The sequence below is a fragment of the Bacillus sp. AFS059628 genome, from assembly GCF_002571225.1.
In the GTDB taxonomy this organism is placed as follows: Bacteria; Bacillota; Bacilli; order Bacillales; family Bacillaceae_G; genus Bacillus_A.
This window is the reverse complement of sequence record NZ_NVEC01000032.1, coordinates 1-19,654: the sequence shown is the minus strand read 5'-3', so window position 1 is coordinate 19,654 and position 19,654 is coordinate 1. Positions and strand designations below refer to the sequence as shown.

The window sequence follows — 19,654 nt, the reverse complement described above, 5'->3', positions numbered from 1 at the left end:
GAATTGAAACAAAGATAGTAAAATAAAACACTAATAAAAATACAAAATATGAAAAATATGTAGAATAAAGTCTAATTTATTGCGTTTGTTTATGATTATATTCGAATTATCCTATTAATCGAGAGGGATACAACCTTACAAAAGATTATAGGAGGAGAAATTTATGAAAAAAATTTTAATTGGGGCTTTAACGTTAGGTGTCATGCTAGGATCGGGGAGTGGTTTTGCTTCTGCAGATGAAATTGATAGTGTTTCTCAAAAAGGAAATACAATACAATCGATGTCAGCTTCTACGATAAAATCAATAACTGCGAGCCAATTTAGCAAAGTCTATGCAGAGATGAAAAAATATGAAGGTAAACCATATAAATATGGGGGAATAATCCTAAAACTGGATTTGATTGTTCAGGATTAATGCAATGGGGATATGGAAAACAGGGGATTAAACTACCACGTACAGCACAAGATCAATATAACAAAACTACACGTATTGATCGAAAGGCACTTCAACCAGGAGATTTAGTTTTCTTTAAAGGTACAGTTCCAGGCAAATCAGGTATTACTCACATTGGTATGTATATTGGTAATAATAAGTTTTATAATGCTAGTAATTCTGGTGTTGGTGAAGCTAGTTTAAATAGTTCTTATTGGAGCAAATATATCGCAGGGTATGGTCGAGTTAAATAAAAATGCACTTTAAGATGCCACTTTAAAAGAAACTTTCTATTAATTGGGCCTTCTAAATAAAAGAAATATATGGGAGGTAGTTAACGATGAAAAAATTTGTGACTTTACCCTAAAAGTTGCCGTTAAAGGAAGCATATCTTTGCTGAAAATCACATATTGTTGAGAAGCTTTATTTGATTATTCAAGGTAAAAGGAAGTATATCCTTGCCCTAGGTTAATTATTAACCCATAAACTTGCCCTAATTACAAATATATGAATAGCCAAACTCAAATCTTTAAAATAAAAAAGACCGAATTCCTTATCAGAATTGGGGGGGCAGTTCAGACATGCTCATTTTTTGGAATAGTTTCATATTCATTTTTAATGGGGATAAATAATAAGTTCCTTTCTGTTGGAGTGCATTCAAATCAATTAAAATAAAATAGCCTAAGTCTTATATGCATAAGTCTTGTAAATCAACAATATGTTGAACTTCTTTTTGCACTAGAACCAAAAAAGCACTCATAATGAGTGCTTTTTTATTAATTATCATATCTTTAGGCACTTTTCTTTCGTTAGTAACATCAGCTTTGATTTCGCCGTTGTCCTTTTTATAACCTATTTCCCTTTAACTGCAGTATTTATAGAAAAATCAGTGCCCACGAACGGTGAATGTACTGATAACCTTTCCGTTATGGGTTACTCTATACTCATTCCCCTCTGTAATCTCCATATTGAAAGATACAGGAGTACGCAATCCTTTTGTAGTAACATCTTTAGAGGCAATTAATTTACCAAATTCATAGCATTTGATGGTATATGTTACATTCGCATCCCCTACTATGTAAAAAGTACCCGTTGCATAACCTGGGACATTAGAGCCATTATAATAATCATTCCCGAAAATAGAAACTTTTTGTATTGTGGCGTCACTAATGGCGGCTTCTGCTTTCATTATGCCTAATTCCGATAAATCTATCGTTGATACTCCTAAAACCCCCATTAATACCGCACCGGATAAAAAAATTTTCTTAAACATGTAAACATCCCCTTTTTATAGTAGTCAGTATTTTTGTTTCTATATAAATATATAACAATTATAAAATTATGTTAATATTTGGCATTTGATAAATATATAACGGAATATTCTGTTATTTAATTTGGAATGTTCTAAATATTCCTTTTTAATCACTCTGAAAATTTTCATACAAACAAAAGGAAACCATTTTGATTAAACTATATTCTAACCAAGAAGCTATTTCTATAGATGGTAACTACCTGCATAAATGGTGTTTATATGCAAATATAGTATTTTACGACAAAAAACACTATATTTTACGAATATTTTGTTATAAAATATAATTGTTTGAAAAATAAAAAAATAGGGGGGCTTAAATTGAAATTAAAGTCAAAACTTGGAGGTATGCTACTGTCCTTTGTTTTAGTATTTACTATATTTCAGAGCACAGCTTCAGCATACAATAAAACAGGTTGGCGTTTTGCTGGTACGTCTTTTATTTCGTACAAATGGGGAGCTAGCCTAAAAGATGGTGTTATAAAAACGGGATGGACTAACGCAGCTTCAGCATGGAGAACATCAACGAAAGATAATGTAAGATTTTTTTATGATTCAAAATCAGTAAATTACTTGACTAGATTCACTGATGCAGATAGCTCATATTATGGAAAAATGTTAACAACTACTAATTCTAATAAAATGGTAACGAAATTTGAGGGCTTTGAAAATGATAATGCAGTAAAAGTTTCTTCTGTTGCAAAAAGTACAGGAGTACATGAATTAGGCCATTCTTTAGGTTTAGATCATGTCTCGGGAACCTCTATTATGAATAGTTCTCGAGATAGAACTAAAATTACAACTCCCCAAACTGATGATTTAAATGGTATTAAGTCCATTTATGGATTTAAGTTCTAAAATTAGGATAAAAGAAAGAGGGAGAATAATGGGTAAAAAGAAAAAAATATTAATGATTTTATCAACTTTTATACTAATTGGTGGTAGTGCTTACTTCTACGAAAAAAATAATCAAAACAACGAGAAGATTTCCGCTTCTACAAAAGAAAACACTCTACAAAAACAAGTTCAGAAGAAAAATCTATTAGTATCACATGATTTTAAGACAACAAGTGACCTATCCAATATGGTTGAACAATCTGATATAGTTGTTTTAGGGTCATATAATAGTTTTGATTCTTCATGGAATATGGCTCGTAATCCTGATGATTTAAACAAAGAAGCTACTGATCATCATATTGAAGGAAGATTATATAACTTTACAGTTGATGAAGTGTTAAAAGGAGATTTACAAACTAAAGATATAAGAGTTAATCACCGATATTCGGAAACAATTGAGTATGAAGAAACATCTGGTGATGAAGTTGTTTCTCCAGAAGGTATTTTAATAAAGGAACCTTCAGAGGTAACCATCCATAAATTAGAAAACAAAGACCCCTCATTTATTGAACCAGAATATAATAAGCAATATATTGTATTCTTAAAGAAAAGTTTTAATCCTGAAAATAATATCTATTTAAGGGCAATTGAACCATATTTAATTAGTATTGATGCCAATGAAGTTGCAACTTTAAAAAGTAATTTAATTCAGTATAATCAAGACGCTTTTAAAACCGATGTAACCTTAAATAATTCCACTATCTCTATTTCAAATGATATGAATGGAGAGATAACTGATAATATATCAAGTAAAAAGCTAGGAGATTTAAAGAAGGAAATCGAAATTTTAAGTAAATAAGAAGAGATTAAGTGATTGTAAGATAAAACACCAATGTCTATCGTTTAGAATTGAAAGGCATTGGTGTTCATAAAATACGTTCGATTATTAACCTTCTGTTAATGCATAATATTTCTTCTCAACCTCATTAGTTTTGACAATTAATACATCTTTTCTTTCATGGGTAGAAAAGATTTTGCTTCCTATCGGAAGCTTAGTTGCCATTTTATTTTTAAATGAATCTTTTAAATTAAGAGTATAATTGCTTTCAATTTCTCCTACTTCTTTATTCTTCGTTAGATTTAATTTATTAATCCATTCAATATTCGTTTTATAAACAGTACCATTAAACATGAATATATCAGCATCTTTGTTCTCCTTTAATACTTCTGCTGCTGACTGTGCCTCACTTTTATTTATATTAGTCTTATTATTGATTTCACATCCTGCTAAAAATATAAATATACTAGATAGAAAAATAACGAGTAGTTTGTAATTCATTTTCTTCCTCCAATACATTTTCTAATTATAGTCGTGTTAAACTTATTATATATTATAATACATTTACAAGTGAGTATTAAACAGTTTTTGGGAGTTTCTTCAAATTGAAATTGGGATGTTTTTATAGAATTTATAACTAATTAAAGTAAAGGAAGAATTTGTGAAGAGGATTTACTTGGAGAAGACCATGTGATTTTTACATACCAAAGTTTAAAAGTCTAGTATTCGGATGTAAGTAAATAATGACGGTCTCCACACATCTATTAGCTTAAGGGATTAATTGTCCCAAAAACGTAAAAGATGAGTCGAATTCTCAGTAATAACTGTAAAAAAGATAAAATTTTCGTTATGGGGGGACGTTATAAAATTCTTAAGTTGAGGGGTATCGGAAATTAACTTAAAACTTCTATTTATAGAAATAATAAAACCATTTATTTTCGATAGTTCAAAGACAATACCCTTTCATCAGTACAATAAATGGAGGGCTGTTAAAGTTATTTAATTTTACTCTTATTTACGATTGTAATTATATAAATTGACTAATAAAATTGTTTAATTCGACAATTAAACCTTCAATTATGGAGCATTTAATAATTATGAATTTAAATTTTCCCAGTCACTCAAATACTTTCTTTTTGTAATCTTATATGGATTTTCAAACTTACAACAATTAGCACTCAAACGAGGATGTTCAACAAGAAAAATGGCTTATACAGTATTATATTTCATGCTAAAGACAAAATAAAAAACCCCTACTATTAAAGCAGGATTTTTTTGAAGTGAATGAAATTTACCTAGGGATTGAGTCTCGCCCACTCAATTCCTTTTTTTATGTTATAAAAAAGAATGTAATTTGTCAAAAAGCATTTGCTATAGAATAACAAATGCTTTTTGTTAAACTTGAATTGAACACTTTCAGAAAGTATTTATATTGTTTGCCTTTTTCTCTTGAAAAATTGTACCCTCAATCACTAATTTTAACATAGAATATAGAAAATGTAGCGTTTTAATATCAAAAAACCTATTGGTTTTATATGGATTTTTTCTTTATAATAATGAAAGGTAGTTTCCGAATGTAGATAGGCTCTCATGCAAGAAAAGTATGAGAGCCTATCTGCATAAAAAAGATTGGATATTTGCCAATCTTTTTCTTGTAAGGGGTTTAACGATAGCTTGTTACTACAGCTCTTTTTTATTTTAAAAAATAATCAGAAATTTCAATCATAACTTTCCTGAAATGGTAGACAAATAGAAAAGCACTCGAAATGAGTGCTTTTTAAACGTAATCGGTTGGTCTTACTCACATAATGTCCCTTTATATTGTACTCGCCAAAAATTTTCGCCATCTTTTTTCGTCATTGATATCATTTTAAATTCAATAGATTGACCTTCTATTGTTCTTGTAATGTAATTTGGAATATAATCATTTTCACCATAGCGCTCATTATAATAAACTGTTCTACAAGATTGAGCATAAGCTTCTTTATTTTTTTCTTTTATAGATAGTTCACTTGCGTTTGCTGAAATTCCGCCAGTTAATAAAACACCCGTCGTTAATGCCCCTATAACTATTTTTTTTAACATTAAAACACCCCTTTTTTGATTAAAATATGATCACCATTTAAATATATGATAATGCTAAAGGGTATGTAAATATTAGGTAATTATATAAAATGCATTCAGAATATTCTTATTTTAATTTAAGAAAATTACAAACAAAAAACAAGGCTGAAAACAGCCTTGTCCTAAAGAAAAAAACTAACTTTTATATCTAAGAGTATATTATGTATGGAAATTTTTGAAGCGAGATACCTTTATGTTTTTTTACTTATAAGGAGCTTATCTATATATAATATAGGCATTTTACATTAGAAATCGATGATCTGATGATTTAGTTGAAAATGAAAGAATTATAAAATAATAGGTACGAGAAGTAGAACTTATAGAATGAAGCGATAGGGCTTCTAACCGCAAGGAATTCTTCACTTCTAAACGAAGTGAAAGTAGGGGGGAGTTCAATATAGAACATTTGTAATTTGTAGAGAAACAGTAGTAGCTCCATACAGAGTAGCTAGCAAAAACTATGATAATAGAAAATAATAAAGAATCAATCAAAATTGCTACACACAACAAGTAGTTAGTTTAATAAGCTAACTACTTGTTGTGTGAAAGTAAATTAAGTTCTGCATGTAAAAGATGTGCAATATAAAGCTACAGTTATAGTGTAAACAGGAATGAAAATGAACCTAATAAAAATTCATTTATTTTTCCTAAAGGAAAAGCAGTTAGCAAAAGCTAACTGCTCTACGAATAAGAAGAACGCAATGGTTATTCGTATTCGACCTTGGTGTATCTATAGTATTCACATGTATTAAAAAGTTATTCAATAAAAAGCTAACTGCCGCGTTTAAACTTATTGAAAGTAGCTAATTTAATTATATATCAATCAACCACGTCCAGCTTGGAAAGATGGATATAGCGACATACCACCATCAGCAAACAGTGTAATACCTGTTACATAGCTCGCTTGTGAAGAAGCAAGCCATGCTGCTACCGCTGCAATTTCTTTCGGTTCTCCGATATATCCCATAGGAACCATACTTTCAACATCGGCACGTTTTTCTGGATCCGAAAATTTTTCAGCATTAATCGGCGTATTCATAGCACCAGGACCAATATTATTTACACGGATTCCTTTTGGTGCATATTCTAGTGCTAATGTTTCTGTCATTAGCTTAACGCCACCTTTACTTGCTGCATAGTGTACAAATAATGGCCATGGAATTTGCTCGTGAACGCTTGACATATTAATAACACTACCTTTAATATCATGCTCAACAAAATATTTAATTGCTTCCCGGCTCCCTAAGAAAGCCCCTGTTAAATTCGTAGCAATTACCCTATTCCAATCACTTAATGGCATTTCATGTGAAGGTACTGAATTTTCGATACCTGCATTATTAATCATTACATCCAGTGTACCAAATTCTTTCACAGCAGATTGAACGAGATTGATAACATCTGATTCAACTGTTACATCTCCTTTTACCGCAATTGCTTCTCCACCTACTTGCTTAACTACTTGTACTATTTCATTTGCCTCTGATTCGTTTGAATAATAATTAATTACAACTTTGGCTTGTTCTTCTCCAAATCGAATTGCCATCGCTCTTCCTAATCCTGTGGATGCACCTGTAATAACAACAACTTTCCCTTTTAAATCTGTATACATAATTTTTTCCTCCTTTTTATCCTTTTGCAATTCCTAACATAATGCCAGCTGCAATAATGAAGATAATTCCAATGACAATTGCAATAAATTGTCGTTTTGTTTTCTTTTCACCTAATATAAAAATTCCACCTAAAGTTGAGATCACGATCCCCATTTGGGAAAGGGAAAAACTTGTTGCCACCCCTACACGTGGCTGGGAAATAAATAAAAACATATTTCCGGATGCCCAAATTAAACCAGGAATAATATTGCGAATTGCATATTTATTAAATGGTTGATGCTTAAAGGTTAATAGGATTCCACCTAACACCATACCAATGGCTTGTGGTAATAACGCTGACCATCCGTCTATACCGAATAGTCGGATAATTACCACATATACTAAGTAACCAAGAGTTGAAATTAATAAAATCACAATCCCTTTTTTGAAATTTCCTGTTTGTTCATTGTTTTTCTCTTCTTTGCTTTGGAGAGATGTGAGAACGATTCCAACTATGATACAAAGAAGTGCCAGAACACCTAATACAACAGATGTTGTTGTTGACCATTCATGAAATACAATAACCCCAAATAAAGTAGTCGAAACTAATTGCATTCCTGTTGAAATAGGCATTGTTTTAGAAACCCCAATTAAATCAATACTTTTCAATTGATTGGCTTGTCCTAATGCCCAAAATAGACCTGATATAATCCCGATAATTATCACCATAGGCGTCAAAACGGGTTTTATGAAAATATAAACACCAATAGAAAAAACTAGAGCGCCAAGGGTAGTTCCAAGTACTTGACTGTAAGGCCCCCCTCCTAGTTTGACGTTGAAGAGTACAATACTTCCCCAAAATAAGGCTGGTAAAATCGCTAATAAAATATCCATTTTTTCTAACCTTCCTAAAACATATTTGTTAAGTTGAATGCTTGTACGAGACAGTATCTTTGTGTCGAGGGACTTATTTTAGAATAAGAGAAGTTTTTCGTTTTTCTACCTGTAATATTTGTTTACCCAAAATAAAAGAGAAATAACATTATGTTGAAAAAGAAAATAACTAGCACGAAATTAAAAAATTTATTAGAAAAGAATATGACCAATACAATCTCAGGTTTTGAAAATAGGAATAATGGAGAAAAAATTGATGCGAAATTAAGCTATGTTATACAAAAACAACGTATTATGTTTATAAATGAGAAAAAGAAATAACATCTCAAAATCTTAAATTCTGTATATAAAATTAATAAGAAATATGATATGATGAAAGTAACAAAATACTTCTAAAACTATCTTGCAAAAGGACACACCTACGCATACATATGCCATAGGTGTGTCCTTTTTTATTTTTTTGAGATTTTAAGGCTCAAAAGGGGGATATATATTGTGTACCACTAGTATAGCATCTACTAATATTTCTTTTGATAAATTGAAAAGTCAGGAAGAGAATGAAAAAAACATAGTTTCAATATGTCCGAATTGTAAGAAATGCTCATTTAGAGCACTTTATAATGATTATCCAAAATGGATACAGTTTTGCCTATGTTGTAATTATCGAGGAGTAAATACAATAGAGAGTCCATTTGTTTATTAGATGTAGCTATTTACGTATTTTGATTAGGAGGAAGAAATTTCGATATGAAAATATGGATTAAGGCTATTTGTATAACATCATTCGTATTTCAAATGACAGCATGTAGTAGTTCCATTCAAACAAAAAATGATTCAAGACCTGCTCAAACAGTACAAAACGGGATACAACAGCAAGCGGAAGGGAAAGGTATTGTTGATATTCCAGAAGCTTATAAAGAGAAATTAAAAGGCTTAGAGACTGTTAAGAGGAAGGTATTACATATAAAGGACGGAGATACGATAGACGTGAACGTAAAGGGGCAGAAACAGACGGTAAGGTTACTGTTATTAGATACCCCAGAGTCTGTATCTCATAAAATCCCACCACAAAAGATGGGAAAAGAAGCCTCTTCCTTTTTAAAGAAACAACTAAAAGGGAAAAGGGTAACCATGGTTTATGATCGGGGACCAAAAGAAGACAAATACGGTAGAAAATTGGCTTATGTATTTTGTGATGGAATACACATCAACGAATTAATGGTCAAGTCAGGTTACGGAATTATAGCCTATATTTCTAGACTTAATACTACATTTCTACCTGAAATGCTAGAAGCAGAAAACAAAGCAAAGGAATCAAAAGCTGGCGTGTGGAGCATTAAAGGATTTGTAGATGAAAAGAACCAGCATTATAACCGTAATGATGCAGCTTAATATCAGTACTTATTCAAAAAGGAGGTTTCATCAATGAATGGGAACAAAAGAAATATGATCTTATCCTTTATTATTTCAAATTTATTTATTTTCACTAGTCTAATGCCGTTTAGTAGTAATGAATATGTCTATGTTATCTCAAAAATAGGTGCTGTAGCCGGCGTAATAAATATTTTGATGATGAGCATTTTCTTGTATTTTCAAAGCAAAAAAACGGGACACTTATTAAATTAGTAATGTAAGATTTAATAGTTTTCCTTACCCTTTTCTTTTCAATAAGGGTAAGGAAAACCAAAAAAAGGAGCGCGAGAGGTGAGTCGAGTACCTGGGTTTTTGAAGTTTGTTTTAGCGAAAGAAAGACGGTATGTATATTTAGCTGTAGCAGAAAAGAAAAATAAAAGAGTACTTACACATATTGTATATAGATTTGGTCCGCTAGAAAAAGCATTAGAATCCATGTATGAAATGCGTGATGATTTTGAGAATCTTTTCCCTTTAGAATTGAAAGAGAGGGGTTATGACTGGGAAGACATCAACGATTGGATTCTGTCTATTGAGACGGGTTATTCAAAACACGGAAACAAACTAGTCATATATTAAGAAACATGTTGCACCCAAATTTGATAGGTGAGGCGAATATAAGATGACGATAATTCGAAAGTATCACATTGCAATTGGTTGGATGATAGCTACTAGTGCAACGCTTATAAGTCTATTTTTTAGTGAATGGATGAAGCTGCCTCCATGTGATTTGTGCTGGTATCAAAGAATGGCTATGTATCCATTAGTTTTGATATTGGGTATAGGAATGTATAGAAAAGATCCATACGTAAGTACATATGCTTTTCCTTTTGCATGTATTGGCTTAATAATAGCGGTTTATCAAATTACGATTCAAGCTTTTCCTACAAGTGAAATGAAATTATGTTCAGTAGGAGTATCTTGTACAGAAGATTACTTGAATTTATTCGGTTTCATCTCGATACCTATGCTATCTTTTATTGGGTTTTTAGCCATCATAATACTTCTATATATTAGATCTGACAGAGAGACAAAAGAATAAACAACATAGTGGTTATGAAAAATGTACTCAAGTAAACACAGCATGTTTAAAAATAGATAATTAAAATAAAAAATTATAAAAGGAGAAATTAAATTGACAACTATTCAAGCAAGTAATGAAATGTACAAGATCCCAGAGGCGGATGTAGAATTATTAAAGATTATGGCCCATCCAGTTAGGTTACAAATTGTGAAGGAGCTAGGACAACGCAAAATTTGTAATGTAACACAATTAACAGAACTATTAGATGTACCTCAATCAACTGTATCTCAGCATTTATCTAAGATGCGTGGCAAGATTCTCCGCTCTGAAAGAAGAGGATTAGAGATGTACTATCATATTGCAAATTCCAAAGCATGTCAGATTGTAAGTGTGCTAGGTTTATAAATACCTCAAATTAAATAGCGGATTATGAAATCACAAATAAAATAAGGACAGCTATGCCAGGCTGCCCTTATTTTATTTGTGATTTTGCATATATTTGTGCGCATTTAGTATAGCAAAAATTATTCTTTTCTATCAAACTTCAATCTTATTTTTCTCAATATGTTTTGTTTACTTTTATATTATAATAAACTTAATTCTTTTTATTTATCTATATTTTCTGGGGTAAATCCTTTTACCAAGGATTCCTTTTTTATTTTCACCACTTCATAAATTAACAAAACTCAATTACAAGCAGATAAATATTTATAAAGAAACTGTTGAAATAGCCTGTTTATAAAGGAATTGGTGCTTTCCATTACTGGAGACTAATACTGAAAATTTATCAACAGCAATAATGATTCCAGGTACTTTTACTCCGTTTATTAAAAATATCGTTACTACTCTTTGTTCCTCTATTAATCTTTTATAAAAATCTTCTTGTGTATGCATTAACAGTTACTTCCTCTCTTAAAATTTTTAGATCTCTTTTATGACTGCAAAAAGAATGAGTTAATTATAGTGTTTTATAATATATAAATATTTTAAAATTATTATATTTTTGGGTTTTTATAATTGGGATCCCCATATAAAAATAAAAGTCCTCACAGTGAAGTGAAGACTTTTGTTTATTTATCATCCGCCAGTATGGCCGTGAGCATATTGTACAATTTCATCCTCGCTAAGCGCCTTCTGTGTATCAGTTACATGGCTAGAATTAAACATAAATGTGAATGCAGCTGTAATCCCAATTAAGCTGAAAATTACTTTTCTCATTTTAAAGCCCCCTTCTCAAAGTTTTTTTCTTCGGCTTGATGGCTAAGGTAAAAATAATTACTTGCTTTTGAACTGTTATTTTCTTGATGGAATAAAACCGCTAATTTTTTAGCGTATTCTTGTACATATTCATGTAGGTCTTCTCTATCAAAATACGAGATTCCTGTTTTAATTGTCTTTTCTAATTCATCAGCGGTCACTATTTAGTTCTCTACAAATTTGTAATCCATTAACTATAAGGTTAGAAGTTTCCTCTGAATAGCCTATTTTCATATGCTCTCTAACCTTAATAAAGATTGCTTTATAATCTTTAGGGATTTCTTGTATTACTTCAGATAAGTAGTGTATTGCTAGTTCAGATGAATTTTGACCAGCATACATTAATCCTAAGTTGTGACGAACAAACGTAATAAATTTTTCTTTATCTGATTTTTTAAATGTATTAATAGCTGTAATAAAGGGTTCTTCAGTGAGCTTGAAAAGAATCTTAATGGGCTCACAGTAATATAAAAGCACAGCCACGCAAACAACACATTTAATTGTTGTTAAATAGTGATTATGAAATTGGTATAGATGTTTGGGTGCCAGATATTCCCGATCCAATCACTTTCTTAGATTTATTCACGACAAACAGTACATATAACTTTGATAAATACTCTAACAAGGAATATGACGAATTAATTCACAAAGTAAAAACTGATTTAGCTGGTGATGAGAAAGAGCGTTGGGAAGCGATGAAAAAGGCTGAACAGATTTTACTAAGTGATAGGGCGGTAGTTCCTTTTTACCAGCAAGATAGATCATATTTACAACGCTCTTCTATCAAAGGTATTGTTACAAATGATTTTGGTGCAGAATTCAAATATAAATGGGCTGAGGTTAGTAAATAGTCGATTATATACGTGTGATTGAAAAGGTTAAGAAAGGACACTCCATTGAGGAAGTGTCCTTTCTTAACCTTTAATCTAATTCTCTTTATATTACCAGGAGTCACCATGACTGGATTGCATATACATAGTTGTACTAGAACTAGTAGAAGTAGATTTTTCTTTGGATTCTGATTGTGAAGGGAATGCTAATCCTATAGATAAAGCAGCTGAGAGTGATAAACCTAAAATTGTTCCAAAAAGTTTTTTCATTATTTTAACGCTCCCTTTTCAAAAGTTTTTTCTTTAGCTTGAAGACTCATATGAAAGTATTTACTAGCTTTTATATGAGTGTCCTCTTCGTAAAATTTGATTGCTAATTGTTCAGCATATTCTTGCGTATAATTATATAATTGTTGCTCATTGAAAAATGAAATAGCTTCCAAAGTTAATTCTTCAAGTATAGCAGCTGGAACACTTTTATTCATAGCATCTAAAAGTTTGAAATGATATAAGTATTCCTTGTTATCTAGTTGCTCACATATCGCTAATCCTCGTTCGATTAACTCGGCCGAATGTTTTACTTCACCTAGTTTGGAGCGCTCCCTAGCTTCAAGGAAAAGGGCTCTAAAATGACTAGGGATTTTAGTTGTTACTTCAGTTAAATGTCGGATAGCTAAAGCTGATAGGTTTTGACTACTATATAAAAAACCTAAGTTATTTCGGACTCTTAATGTTAAGGAATCATCATTGTTTTTACGTAATATATTTAATGCAGAATTGAATTTTTCTTCAGCTACAAGGAATTGTCTTAAATCAATACAAGCTAGACCGTATAGATTTTCGCAAGCAGCAACGTTATTTTCATAACCATTATGTTTAGAGAAGATCTCTTTAGCTGTTGTTACATGTTGAATCGCTAATAGAGATTGGTAAGTATGAAGATAAAAATTAGCGAAACGATAGTTAAATTCGGCTATTTCAAGGTTATCATGAATATTTTTTAAAAGCGTTTCGGCCTTTTCATAGTGTTTCCAGGCTTCATTGTTATTTGAAGTTAGTGTTGCGTGAATCCCTTTAAAAAAGTAGTAATAATAAGATAGTGTCTCGTTTTGTGGTAGATCCAACGAATCAATTTCTTGAAAACTTGTTTGTGTAATGCTTAAATGATCAACTAACACTTTAAAGCGGAAAGCCAGAAGTGAGTAATGGAATAGTAAAATTGAGTCCTCATTAATACTTTCACTGTGCTTTTCAATCTCATTTTTTAAGTTATTCGCTTCCTTTATGTGCTGGGCGCGAATTTCTTGATACCAGTCATTTAAAAGCTGTGTAATCTTATCGCTTGTTTTCAGCTGACTTGCCATAATTCTCCTCGCTTCCTAATATATTTTATGTAGATATATTTATGTATATAGTATCAAGAAATGAAGTGTGGTAGGGTGTTAGGAGCGCTTGTAAAATATTTTTCAATAATTTTCTGACAATTTAAAAAAGATGTTAAAAAGGAATTTCTTTATAGTAGTAAATAGAGCCAGGAAGCTAAAAACTATATGATATAGGAAGTAAGCACCACTTAAGAGCATCATTAAAAGTCCTAATATGAGAGATAAAGTACCGATTGCATGTAGAGAAATTACATTGAAAAATAATAAAGCTATGACAACTAAGCTTATAATACCGAAGGTTCGCATGGTTATCACTCCTTTCTATTTGTACACCTGTACACAAATTTCAATTTAAAAAAATTTAGCGGTGTATCTCTAATACAGTGATATAGAGGGTTTGTATTGCTCTATATGTTTTATGTAGGTATAACATGTGTAAATGTGTAAAAGACCACATGTACACATTTACACATGTTATTTTATTTCTTTTGTTGTTCTTTAGCTTCTTTAAGGATACAAAAGTATTTGAAAATCAATCCCAAGTAATAAATAAAATCTTTGGAAAGCTATATTCAAGAAAATTTAATTGAGTGATTGTTTTTTTAAAACGAATTTCTCGAAAGAATTCTCCTTCCTCAAGCGTGTGAAGGGCGTAGCCCAACGGTAGGTGGGAGATGAATTTCGGTTTGGCGTAGCCAAAAGGTTTTCCTTTTTATTTTGCCTCTGATATAATCAGTCTTATAAATTATAAAGGCTGGTATATAAATGAAATTAGATAGTAATAATCATTCAGTATTCTTGTTATATTATCACCTTGTGTTGGTCGTGAAATACAGAAGAAATGTGTTTGATGATGATATGTCAGACTATGCAAAAGATATGTTTGTTCGACTATCTGAAAACTATAACATCACATTAGTTGAATGGAATCATGATGTAGACCATGTTCATATTTTGTTCAAGGCACACCCTAATACAGAAATGACAAAATTTATCAATGCTTATAAAAGTGCAAGTTCTCGACTTATTAAAAGAGACTTTCCACAAGTGAAAAAGAGACTTTGGAAAGAGATGTTTTGGTCAAGAAGTTTTTGCTTGCTAACTACTGGTGGTTCGCCAATAGACGTAGTAAAAACATATATTGAAAATCAAAGTGAAAAGTGAGGTGAAATGATATGACAAAGCAGAATAAAGCATATAAATTCCGTTTGTATCCAACAGAAGATCAAGCACATCTTATGCGTAAAACCTTCGGTTGTGTACGTTTCGTGTATAACAGAATGTTAGCTGAACGGAAAAAAGCGTACAAAAGGTTCAGAGCGTTGGAATAAACAACGTATCCTTGTAGCTAAGCTGCATGAAAAAGTAGCAAACCAACGTAAGAACTTCCTTCATCATAAGTCTAAAGAGTTAGCTACTCATTTTGATGTTGTAGCTATTGAAAATCTAAATATGAAGGGAATATCGCAAGCACTTCATTTTGGAAAAAGCGTCGCTGATAATGCTTGGGGTATGTTCACTTCTTTCTTAGCTTATAAACTAAATGAACAAGGTAAACAGCTTGTGAAAATAGACAAATGGTTTCCTTCCACAAAAACAAGTAGCAGTTGTGGAAATGTGAAAAATATGTCATTGTCTGAGCGAGTCTATTCTTGTATATGCGGTGTAAATCTCGATAGAGATTATAACGCAGCTATCAATATCAAAAATGAAGCAATACGTCTATTGGCGTTAGTATAGATAGTAATAAAATAACCCTTGGAACAAGGGGGTTAGCTCGGCTGTCTTAGGACGAATTCGTTAGCTACCAAAAGTAACGACTAACCGAGAAGCCCCCACTTCAAACAGTCCGTTAGGACGTTAAGTGGCGGGTAGTTCACTAACCTGACAATATGTCTATTCATTATTATGGATTCTGTAGTACAAGTTTATTATTTTAGAATAATAAGTCGTATTTAATATAATTTATATAAGGAAAACACCCATTTAAATGAGATTTAAACTTGATTTTGTAATCAAGACTAAAATGTTAGGAAAAGCAATTTATCTTTTAAGCCCTATAATAGTATTGTAGGGCTTGTTAGTGTCTTAGAATATAAATGGAATGGTTATTTTCCTTTGAGTTTAAAAAAATGTAGCAAATCACTCCCATATGAATTAGGATTTGGTACTTGAAAAATTTTAATTATGCTGAACGATTTATTCTTCATTAAGCGTTTTGATAGTTCTGGTGCAATAACAATGTTACTCACCATTCTTTTTATCCAGAATCATAAATTTTTTATGAGTTTAGGCACCTTCTTAAGTGTGATAACATAAGAGCCTATTTGCATGTGCTACCTTTTTTTATGTACAATAGTAATAAGATATGATATAGACAGGGAGAGGAAATCCATGTCCACTAAATTAGTGAATTTACGCATTGATTTTGCTTTTAAACAGTTATTTGGAACAAAAGGAAATGAGGAAATTTTAACGGGTTTCCTAAATGCAATTTTAGAGGAATCTTTAGATGCACCTATTACTTCGCTACAATTAGATGATCCACATCTCCATAAATCTTATGAAGATGATAAGTTATCGATTTTAGACCTATTAGCAACGCTAGATAATGGGACGCAAGTAAATATTGAAATTCAGCTTCGAAATACACATGATATGGTGAAGCGATCATTATATTACTGGAGTAAACTGTATACTTCCCAAATGCAAGAAGGAATGCCATATCGTTCACTTCGGAAAACTATTACCATTAACTTACTAGATTTTATTTTATTTTCTCAGGATGATGCATTTCATACCATCGGACAATTATGGAATACTAAAATGCAGCAACTCCTAAGTGACGACATTGAAATCCATTTTGTAGAGATACCGAAATTGGTAAAACAATGGCGTGAAGAAAAAGTAAACCCGTGGGAAAATATATTTGTTCGTTGGATGTTATTATTACCAGCACATGAAGATGAACATTTAACTCAAACATTGGAGGAGATTGCGATGAATCAAGATCCAATTTTACAAAAGGCAATAAATAAATGGGAAAATATGAGCCATGATTCTTCTTTTAGAACAGCGTACGAAGCTCGAGAGAAATTGCTTTTAGATGAACAAGCTAAGTTAGCGCATGCAGAACAAGAGGGCATGGAAAAAGGGATTGAGCAAGGCAAGATGCAGATGATCCGAGGAATGCATGAAATTGGTGTACCACTTGAAACTATTGCAAAAGCAAGTAAGTTGAGTGTGAAGGAAATAGAACGTATCTTAAATCTAAAATAAATATATGTGAGTATATAAAACTCATAAGTAGAAAAATTAGACGTTCATGATCATATACGGCTAATAGGAAAGCATTGCTGAAGATTTTAGCAGTGCTTTTTCTATATTATTTAAGGCAATTGCCCTTTTGTAAAAAAAATCAATTGCCTTTTTACGATTTAAAAATACTTTAACTTTATAATAAAGGAACCTAAATCATAACCTGTTTTTATTATAGCTATAGCTGAAATTACAGTTAATGGATATTTAATAAATGGATTGTTGAGGCGTTCCATTATGTTTTTCATGTTATAAATCTCCATGGCATTATTTATATCGTTATATTTATTATAATAAATATAAATAGTTAATAGTAAAGATAATGTAAAGAAAGATACTTAATTGAAGGAGAACTAAACAAAATAATGGATAACAAAACCTTCATTTTTATCATTCCTTCTATAAGTAATTAGGAGTCAGTATAGCATATAGAAACAGTTCTTAGGAAAAAACTATTAGGTAATTGAAATAAACCTCTCTACTTTCACCATATTTAGTTTAAAAATTAGATTGTCCGATTCTTTTGAAACATAATTATAATAATTCAATTTTAATATCATAAGCAATCCAATTATTATATAGAAATACAAATTCAATGACTTCAATTCAATGTTTTGTTACGCTATAAATAGCTTGATTTGTTTTTAACTTAAACATATTAAGAGTACTTAATAATTTTTAGGAGGCTTTTTTGAATGAAGTTATGTAAGGCGAAAACCTGGTTACCATTATCTGCTGTAATGATTACAGTAGTATCAAATCCAGTAGGGACTGCGGCTTCAACGGTTTATACGGTTCAAAAGAATGATACCCTAGAAGCAATAAGTAAACAATATGAGGTGTCCGTACAATTACTTAAACAAGAAAACAATAAAGCAAATGATCAAATTAATATTGGAGAACGTTTAACAATTCCGGTACCGTCAACTGCAAACAAATATGTTCAAAAAAATAATTCACCAGTTTCAACTAATACATATCAAGCAATTTACCAAGTGAAAAGTGGGGATACATTAAGTTCTATATCACAACAATATAAGGTTTCAATACAGTCAATAAAACAAAACAATAACGTAGATGAAAACCATATTTATGTCGGTCAGCACTTAAAGATTGATACTGGTATTTCATTACAAGAAGTGGATTTAATGGCTCGATTAGTAAATGCAGAAGCAGGAGGAGAACCGCATGCAGGAAAGGTTGCGGTTGCAAAGGTAGTATTAAATCGTGCTAACGCAAATGGTTTTCCAAATACAATTACAGGTGTAATTTATGAACCCATTAAAAATGGTTATGCATTTACTCCTGTTACAGACGGTAGAATTAATCAGCCTGCTACACAGGAAGCAAGAATGGCAGTAGAAGAGGCTCTCACTTCAAAAGGAACAAATTCTGATTGGCTTTATTTCTACAATCCCAAAACATCGATTGATAAATGGATTACAACTCGTCAAACCGTTGCACAAATTGGAAACCATCTGTTTGCTAAATAAAATAATCGTACATTAATAGGTTTCCAATGAGATAAGGAGAGGTTATTTTTGCGTGTAGTTCATTCACTATTAGCAATACTAGCAGTTATATTTTTAATTTTTGCTGTTATTATTCACGAATATGTATTGGTGTTTTTGGTAGGGATTTGTTGCATGGTGATAGTAAGCTTTATAATTTCCAGTATACGTAATTGGAAAGAGAATAGAAAGCGTATTTCTATAGTGTATTTTACCTGTGTATTAATATTATTGCTATTAACAATATATCTTTTGTTTGTCACTTTTTATACACGTTCTTTTGAATTTTAGTACTACTATCTAAACTAACGCGGCCCAAAAATTAAAAAAATGATGAATTCCTCAAAAAATGACCAGCTCAATTTATCGAGCTGGTTATTACATTCGGAAATCCTCAAAATCTACGCTGTAATTTTACTTTATGAAGATTATCCCCTTATTGAACTACTCCCACTGTTATCTCGTATAGACGAGGGAAATTAATAAGTAAGGAGCTCAATCGAATTCTCATTTATTAGTAGGTTATGACCATAGTTATTGTGGTTGGAAGCCTTATCGCTTCATTCTTCCAATTGATATGATACTTGCGGAAATCTCCCGATTATGGTGTGTACAACAAGAAGAGTAGTCCCATCTTCGTAGGTTTAGATTAGTAACGTCTTGGCTTTGATATCCATAACAGAAACATAATTGATTTGAAGAAAATGTTTCCGATACGATAATGGCTTGTTTGCTATACCATTACGCTATCAAGCTGACAAAGAGATTAAAAATATTAAAGAGGAATCTTTTAAATGAAAGCGCTTTATCAGTAAGAGAAATATTTAATTATACATATCCTTTTTTTATAATGTTTTTATATGCAAAATCCTTTACATATGCATTATCGATT

At 31.3% G+C, this 19,654-nt stretch carries 23 protein-coding genes and 4 pseudogenes; 15 read left to right on the top strand and 12 right to left on the bottom strand.

The window, feature by feature from the left end; genetic code table 11:
* The first annotated feature begins 163 nt into the window (after positions 1 to 163).
* Positions 164 to 687, top strand: a pseudogene (locus COL05_RS32175) (C40 family peptidase).
* Between the two features lie 335 nt (positions 688 to 1,022).
* On the opposite strand, the pseudogene COL05_RS32435 reads toward COL05_RS32175, so the two are convergent.
* Both COL05_RS32435 and COL05_RS11875 read right to left on the bottom strand, forming a co-directional pair.
* Positions 1,023 to 1,166 (bottom strand): annotated as a pseudogene (locus tag COL05_RS32435) (IS4 family transposase); the annotation flags it as partial.
* Positions 1,167 to 1,319: 153 nt separating this feature from the next.
* Positions 1,320 to 1,706: a hypothetical protein gene (locus tag COL05_RS11875; protein ID WP_098668756.1), complete on the bottom strand. Its 387-nt coding sequence runs from the start codon at positions 1,704 to 1,706 to the stop codon at positions 1,320 to 1,322.
* 357 nt (positions 1,707 to 2,063) lie between these two features.
* Here COL05_RS11875 and COL05_RS11870 point away from each other — a divergent pair, with 357 nt between their 5' ends.
* Positions 2,064 to 2,600, top strand: a complete 537-nt coding sequence (locus COL05_RS11870; protein ID WP_098668755.1) for a matrixin family metalloprotease — start codon at positions 2,064 to 2,066, stop codon at positions 2,598 to 2,600.
* A gap of 28 nt (positions 2,601 to 2,628) precedes the next feature.
* The gene (locus COL05_RS11865; RefSeq protein WP_098668754.1) at positions 2,629 to 3,438 is read left to right on the top strand and encodes a hypothetical protein; all 810 of its coding nucleotides are present in this window, start codon (positions 2,629 to 2,631) and stop codon (positions 3,436 to 3,438) included.
* Between the two features lie 87 nt (positions 3,439 to 3,525).
* On the opposite strand, the gene COL05_RS11860 is transcribed toward COL05_RS11865, so the two are convergent.
* From COL05_RS11860 to COL05_RS11840, 4 genes are all read right to left on the bottom strand, one after another.
* On the bottom strand, positions 3,526 to 3,918 hold the full coding sequence (locus tag COL05_RS11860) for a hypothetical protein (RefSeq protein ID WP_098668753.1): 393 nt from the start codon (positions 3,916 to 3,918) through the stop codon (positions 3,526 to 3,528).
* Positions 3,919 to 5,214: 1,296 nt separating this feature from the next.
* The gene (locus tag COL05_RS11855) at positions 5,215 to 5,502 is read right to left on the bottom strand and encodes a hypothetical protein (protein ID WP_098668752.1); all 288 of its coding nucleotides are present in this window, start codon (positions 5,500 to 5,502) and stop codon (positions 5,215 to 5,217) included.
* An 862-nt stretch (positions 5,503 to 6,364) separates the two neighbouring features.
* Complete coding sequence (gene gdh / locus COL05_RS11845) at positions 6,365 to 7,150, bottom strand: glucose 1-dehydrogenase (protein WP_098668751.1); 786 nt, start codon at positions 7,148 to 7,150, stop codon at positions 6,365 to 6,367.
* Positions 7,151 to 7,166: 16 nt separating this feature from the next.
* The gene (locus tag COL05_RS11840) at positions 7,167 to 8,024 is read right to left on the bottom strand and encodes a RhaT/GlcU family sugar-proton symporter (protein ID WP_098668750.1); all 858 of its coding nucleotides are present in this window, start codon (positions 8,022 to 8,024) and stop codon (positions 7,167 to 7,169) included.
* A 150-nt stretch (positions 8,025 to 8,174) separates the two neighbouring features.
* Between COL05_RS11840 and COL05_RS11835 the strand changes: the two genes are divergently transcribed.
* From COL05_RS11835 to COL05_RS11805, 6 genes are all read left to right on the top strand, one after another.
* Entirely contained in the window at positions 8,175 to 8,345 is a 171-nt protein-coding gene (locus COL05_RS11835; protein WP_257152562.1) for a DNA topoisomerase I, read from the top strand.
* 426 nt (positions 8,346 to 8,771) lie between these two features.
* The gene (locus COL05_RS11825) at positions 8,772 to 9,416 is read left to right on the top strand and encodes a thermonuclease family protein (RefSeq protein ID WP_098668748.1); all 645 of its coding nucleotides are present in this window, start codon (positions 8,772 to 8,774) and stop codon (positions 9,414 to 9,416) included.
* A 33-nt stretch (positions 9,417 to 9,449) separates the two neighbouring features.
* Entirely contained in the window at positions 9,450 to 9,650 is a 201-nt protein-coding gene (locus COL05_RS11820; RefSeq protein ID WP_098668747.1) for a hypothetical protein, read from the top strand.
* A 78-nt stretch (positions 9,651 to 9,728) separates the two neighbouring features.
* Entirely contained in the window at positions 9,729 to 10,016 is a 288-nt protein-coding gene (locus COL05_RS11815; RefSeq protein WP_098668746.1) for a hypothetical protein, read from the top strand.
* A gap of 43 nt (positions 10,017 to 10,059) precedes the next feature.
* Positions 10,060 to 10,479 (top strand): disulfide oxidoreductase, encoded by a 420-nt coding sequence (locus COL05_RS11810; protein WP_098668745.1) that lies wholly within the window; start codon positions 10,060 to 10,062, stop codon positions 10,477 to 10,479.
* 93 nt (positions 10,480 to 10,572) lie between these two features.
* A complete protein-coding gene (locus tag COL05_RS11805; protein WP_016112281.1) occupies positions 10,573 to 10,866 on the top strand; it encodes an ArsR/SmtB family transcription factor in 294 nt (97 codons plus the stop codon).
* A gap of 303 nt (positions 10,867 to 11,169) precedes the next feature.
* On the opposite strand, the gene hfq is transcribed toward COL05_RS11805, so the two are convergent.
* The 3 genes from hfq to COL05_RS11795 form a co-directional block, all read right to left on the bottom strand.
* Positions 11,170 to 11,355 (bottom strand): RNA chaperone Hfq, encoded by a 186-nt coding sequence (gene hfq, locus COL05_RS11800; RefSeq protein WP_098668744.1) that lies wholly within the window; start codon positions 11,353 to 11,355, stop codon positions 11,170 to 11,172.
* Positions 11,356 to 11,538: 183 nt separating this feature from the next.
* Positions 11,539 to 11,679, bottom strand: a complete 141-nt coding sequence (locus COL05_RS31295) for a hypothetical protein (RefSeq protein ID WP_180233444.1) — start codon at positions 11,677 to 11,679, stop codon at positions 11,539 to 11,541.
* The gene (locus COL05_RS11795; protein ID WP_257152561.1) at positions 11,676 to 11,879 is read right to left on the bottom strand and encodes a response regulator; all 204 of its coding nucleotides are present in this window, start codon (positions 11,877 to 11,879) and stop codon (positions 11,676 to 11,678) included. Before COL05_RS11795 ends, COL05_RS31295 begins: the two co-directional genes overlap by 4 nt.
* Before the next feature lie 271 nt (positions 11,880 to 12,150).
* Here COL05_RS11795 and COL05_RS11785 point away from each other — a divergent pair.
* Positions 12,151 to 12,569 (top strand): annotated as a pseudogene (locus tag COL05_RS11785) (peptide ABC transporter substrate-binding protein); the annotation flags it as partial.
* Between the two features lie 90 nt (positions 12,570 to 12,659).
* On the opposite strand, the gene COL05_RS11780 reads toward COL05_RS11785, so the two are convergent.
* From COL05_RS11780 to COL05_RS31835, 3 genes are all read right to left on the bottom strand, one after another.
* Positions 12,660 to 12,818, bottom strand: a complete 159-nt coding sequence (locus COL05_RS11780) for a general stress protein (RefSeq protein ID WP_098668741.1) — start codon at positions 12,816 to 12,818, stop codon at positions 12,660 to 12,662.
* A complete protein-coding gene (locus COL05_RS11775) occupies positions 12,818 to 13,912 on the bottom strand; it encodes a response regulator aspartate phosphatase (protein WP_098668740.1) in 1,095 nt (364 codons plus the stop codon). The genes COL05_RS11780 and COL05_RS11775 overlap by 1 nt, the downstream gene beginning before the upstream one ends.
* A gap of 102 nt (positions 13,913 to 14,014) precedes the next feature.
* Positions 14,015 to 14,239, bottom strand: a complete 225-nt coding sequence (locus COL05_RS31835; RefSeq protein ID WP_098668739.1) for a hypothetical protein — start codon at positions 14,237 to 14,239, stop codon at positions 14,015 to 14,017.
* Positions 14,240 to 14,698: 459 nt separating this feature from the next.
* On the opposite strand from COL05_RS31835, the gene tnpA reads away from it, so the two are divergent.
* The 5 genes and pseudogenes from tnpA to COL05_RS11750 all read left to right on the top strand — a co-directional run bounded on the left by tnpA (position 14,699) and on the right by COL05_RS11750 (position 18,744).
* On the top strand, positions 14,699 to 15,097 hold the full coding sequence (gene tnpA / locus COL05_RS11765) for an IS200/IS605 family transposase (protein WP_098668738.1): 399 nt from the start codon (positions 14,699 to 14,701) through the stop codon (positions 15,095 to 15,097).
* Between the two features lie 11 nt (positions 15,098 to 15,108).
* Positions 15,109 to 15,264: a helix-turn-helix domain-containing protein gene (locus COL05_RS32315; RefSeq protein WP_373605318.1), complete on the top strand. Its 156-nt coding sequence runs from the start codon at positions 15,109 to 15,111 to the stop codon at positions 15,262 to 15,264.
* Positions 15,233 to 15,673, top strand: a pseudogene (locus COL05_RS11760) (RNA-guided endonuclease InsQ/TnpB family protein); the annotation flags it as partial. The gene COL05_RS32315 and the pseudogene COL05_RS11760, both read left to right, overlap by 32 nt.
* A 654-nt stretch (positions 15,674 to 16,327) precedes the next feature.
* On the top strand, positions 16,328 to 17,212 hold the full coding sequence (locus tag COL05_RS11755) for an Rpn family recombination-promoting nuclease/putative transposase (protein ID WP_098668737.1): 885 nt from the start codon (positions 16,328 to 16,330) through the stop codon (positions 17,210 to 17,212).
* A gap of 734 nt (positions 17,213 to 17,946) precedes the next feature.
* On the top strand, positions 17,947 to 18,744 hold the full coding sequence (locus COL05_RS11750; RefSeq protein ID WP_098668736.1) for a LysM peptidoglycan-binding domain-containing protein: 798 nt from the start codon (positions 17,947 to 17,949) through the stop codon (positions 18,742 to 18,744).
* Positions 18,745 to 19,654 lie beyond the last annotated feature (910 nt).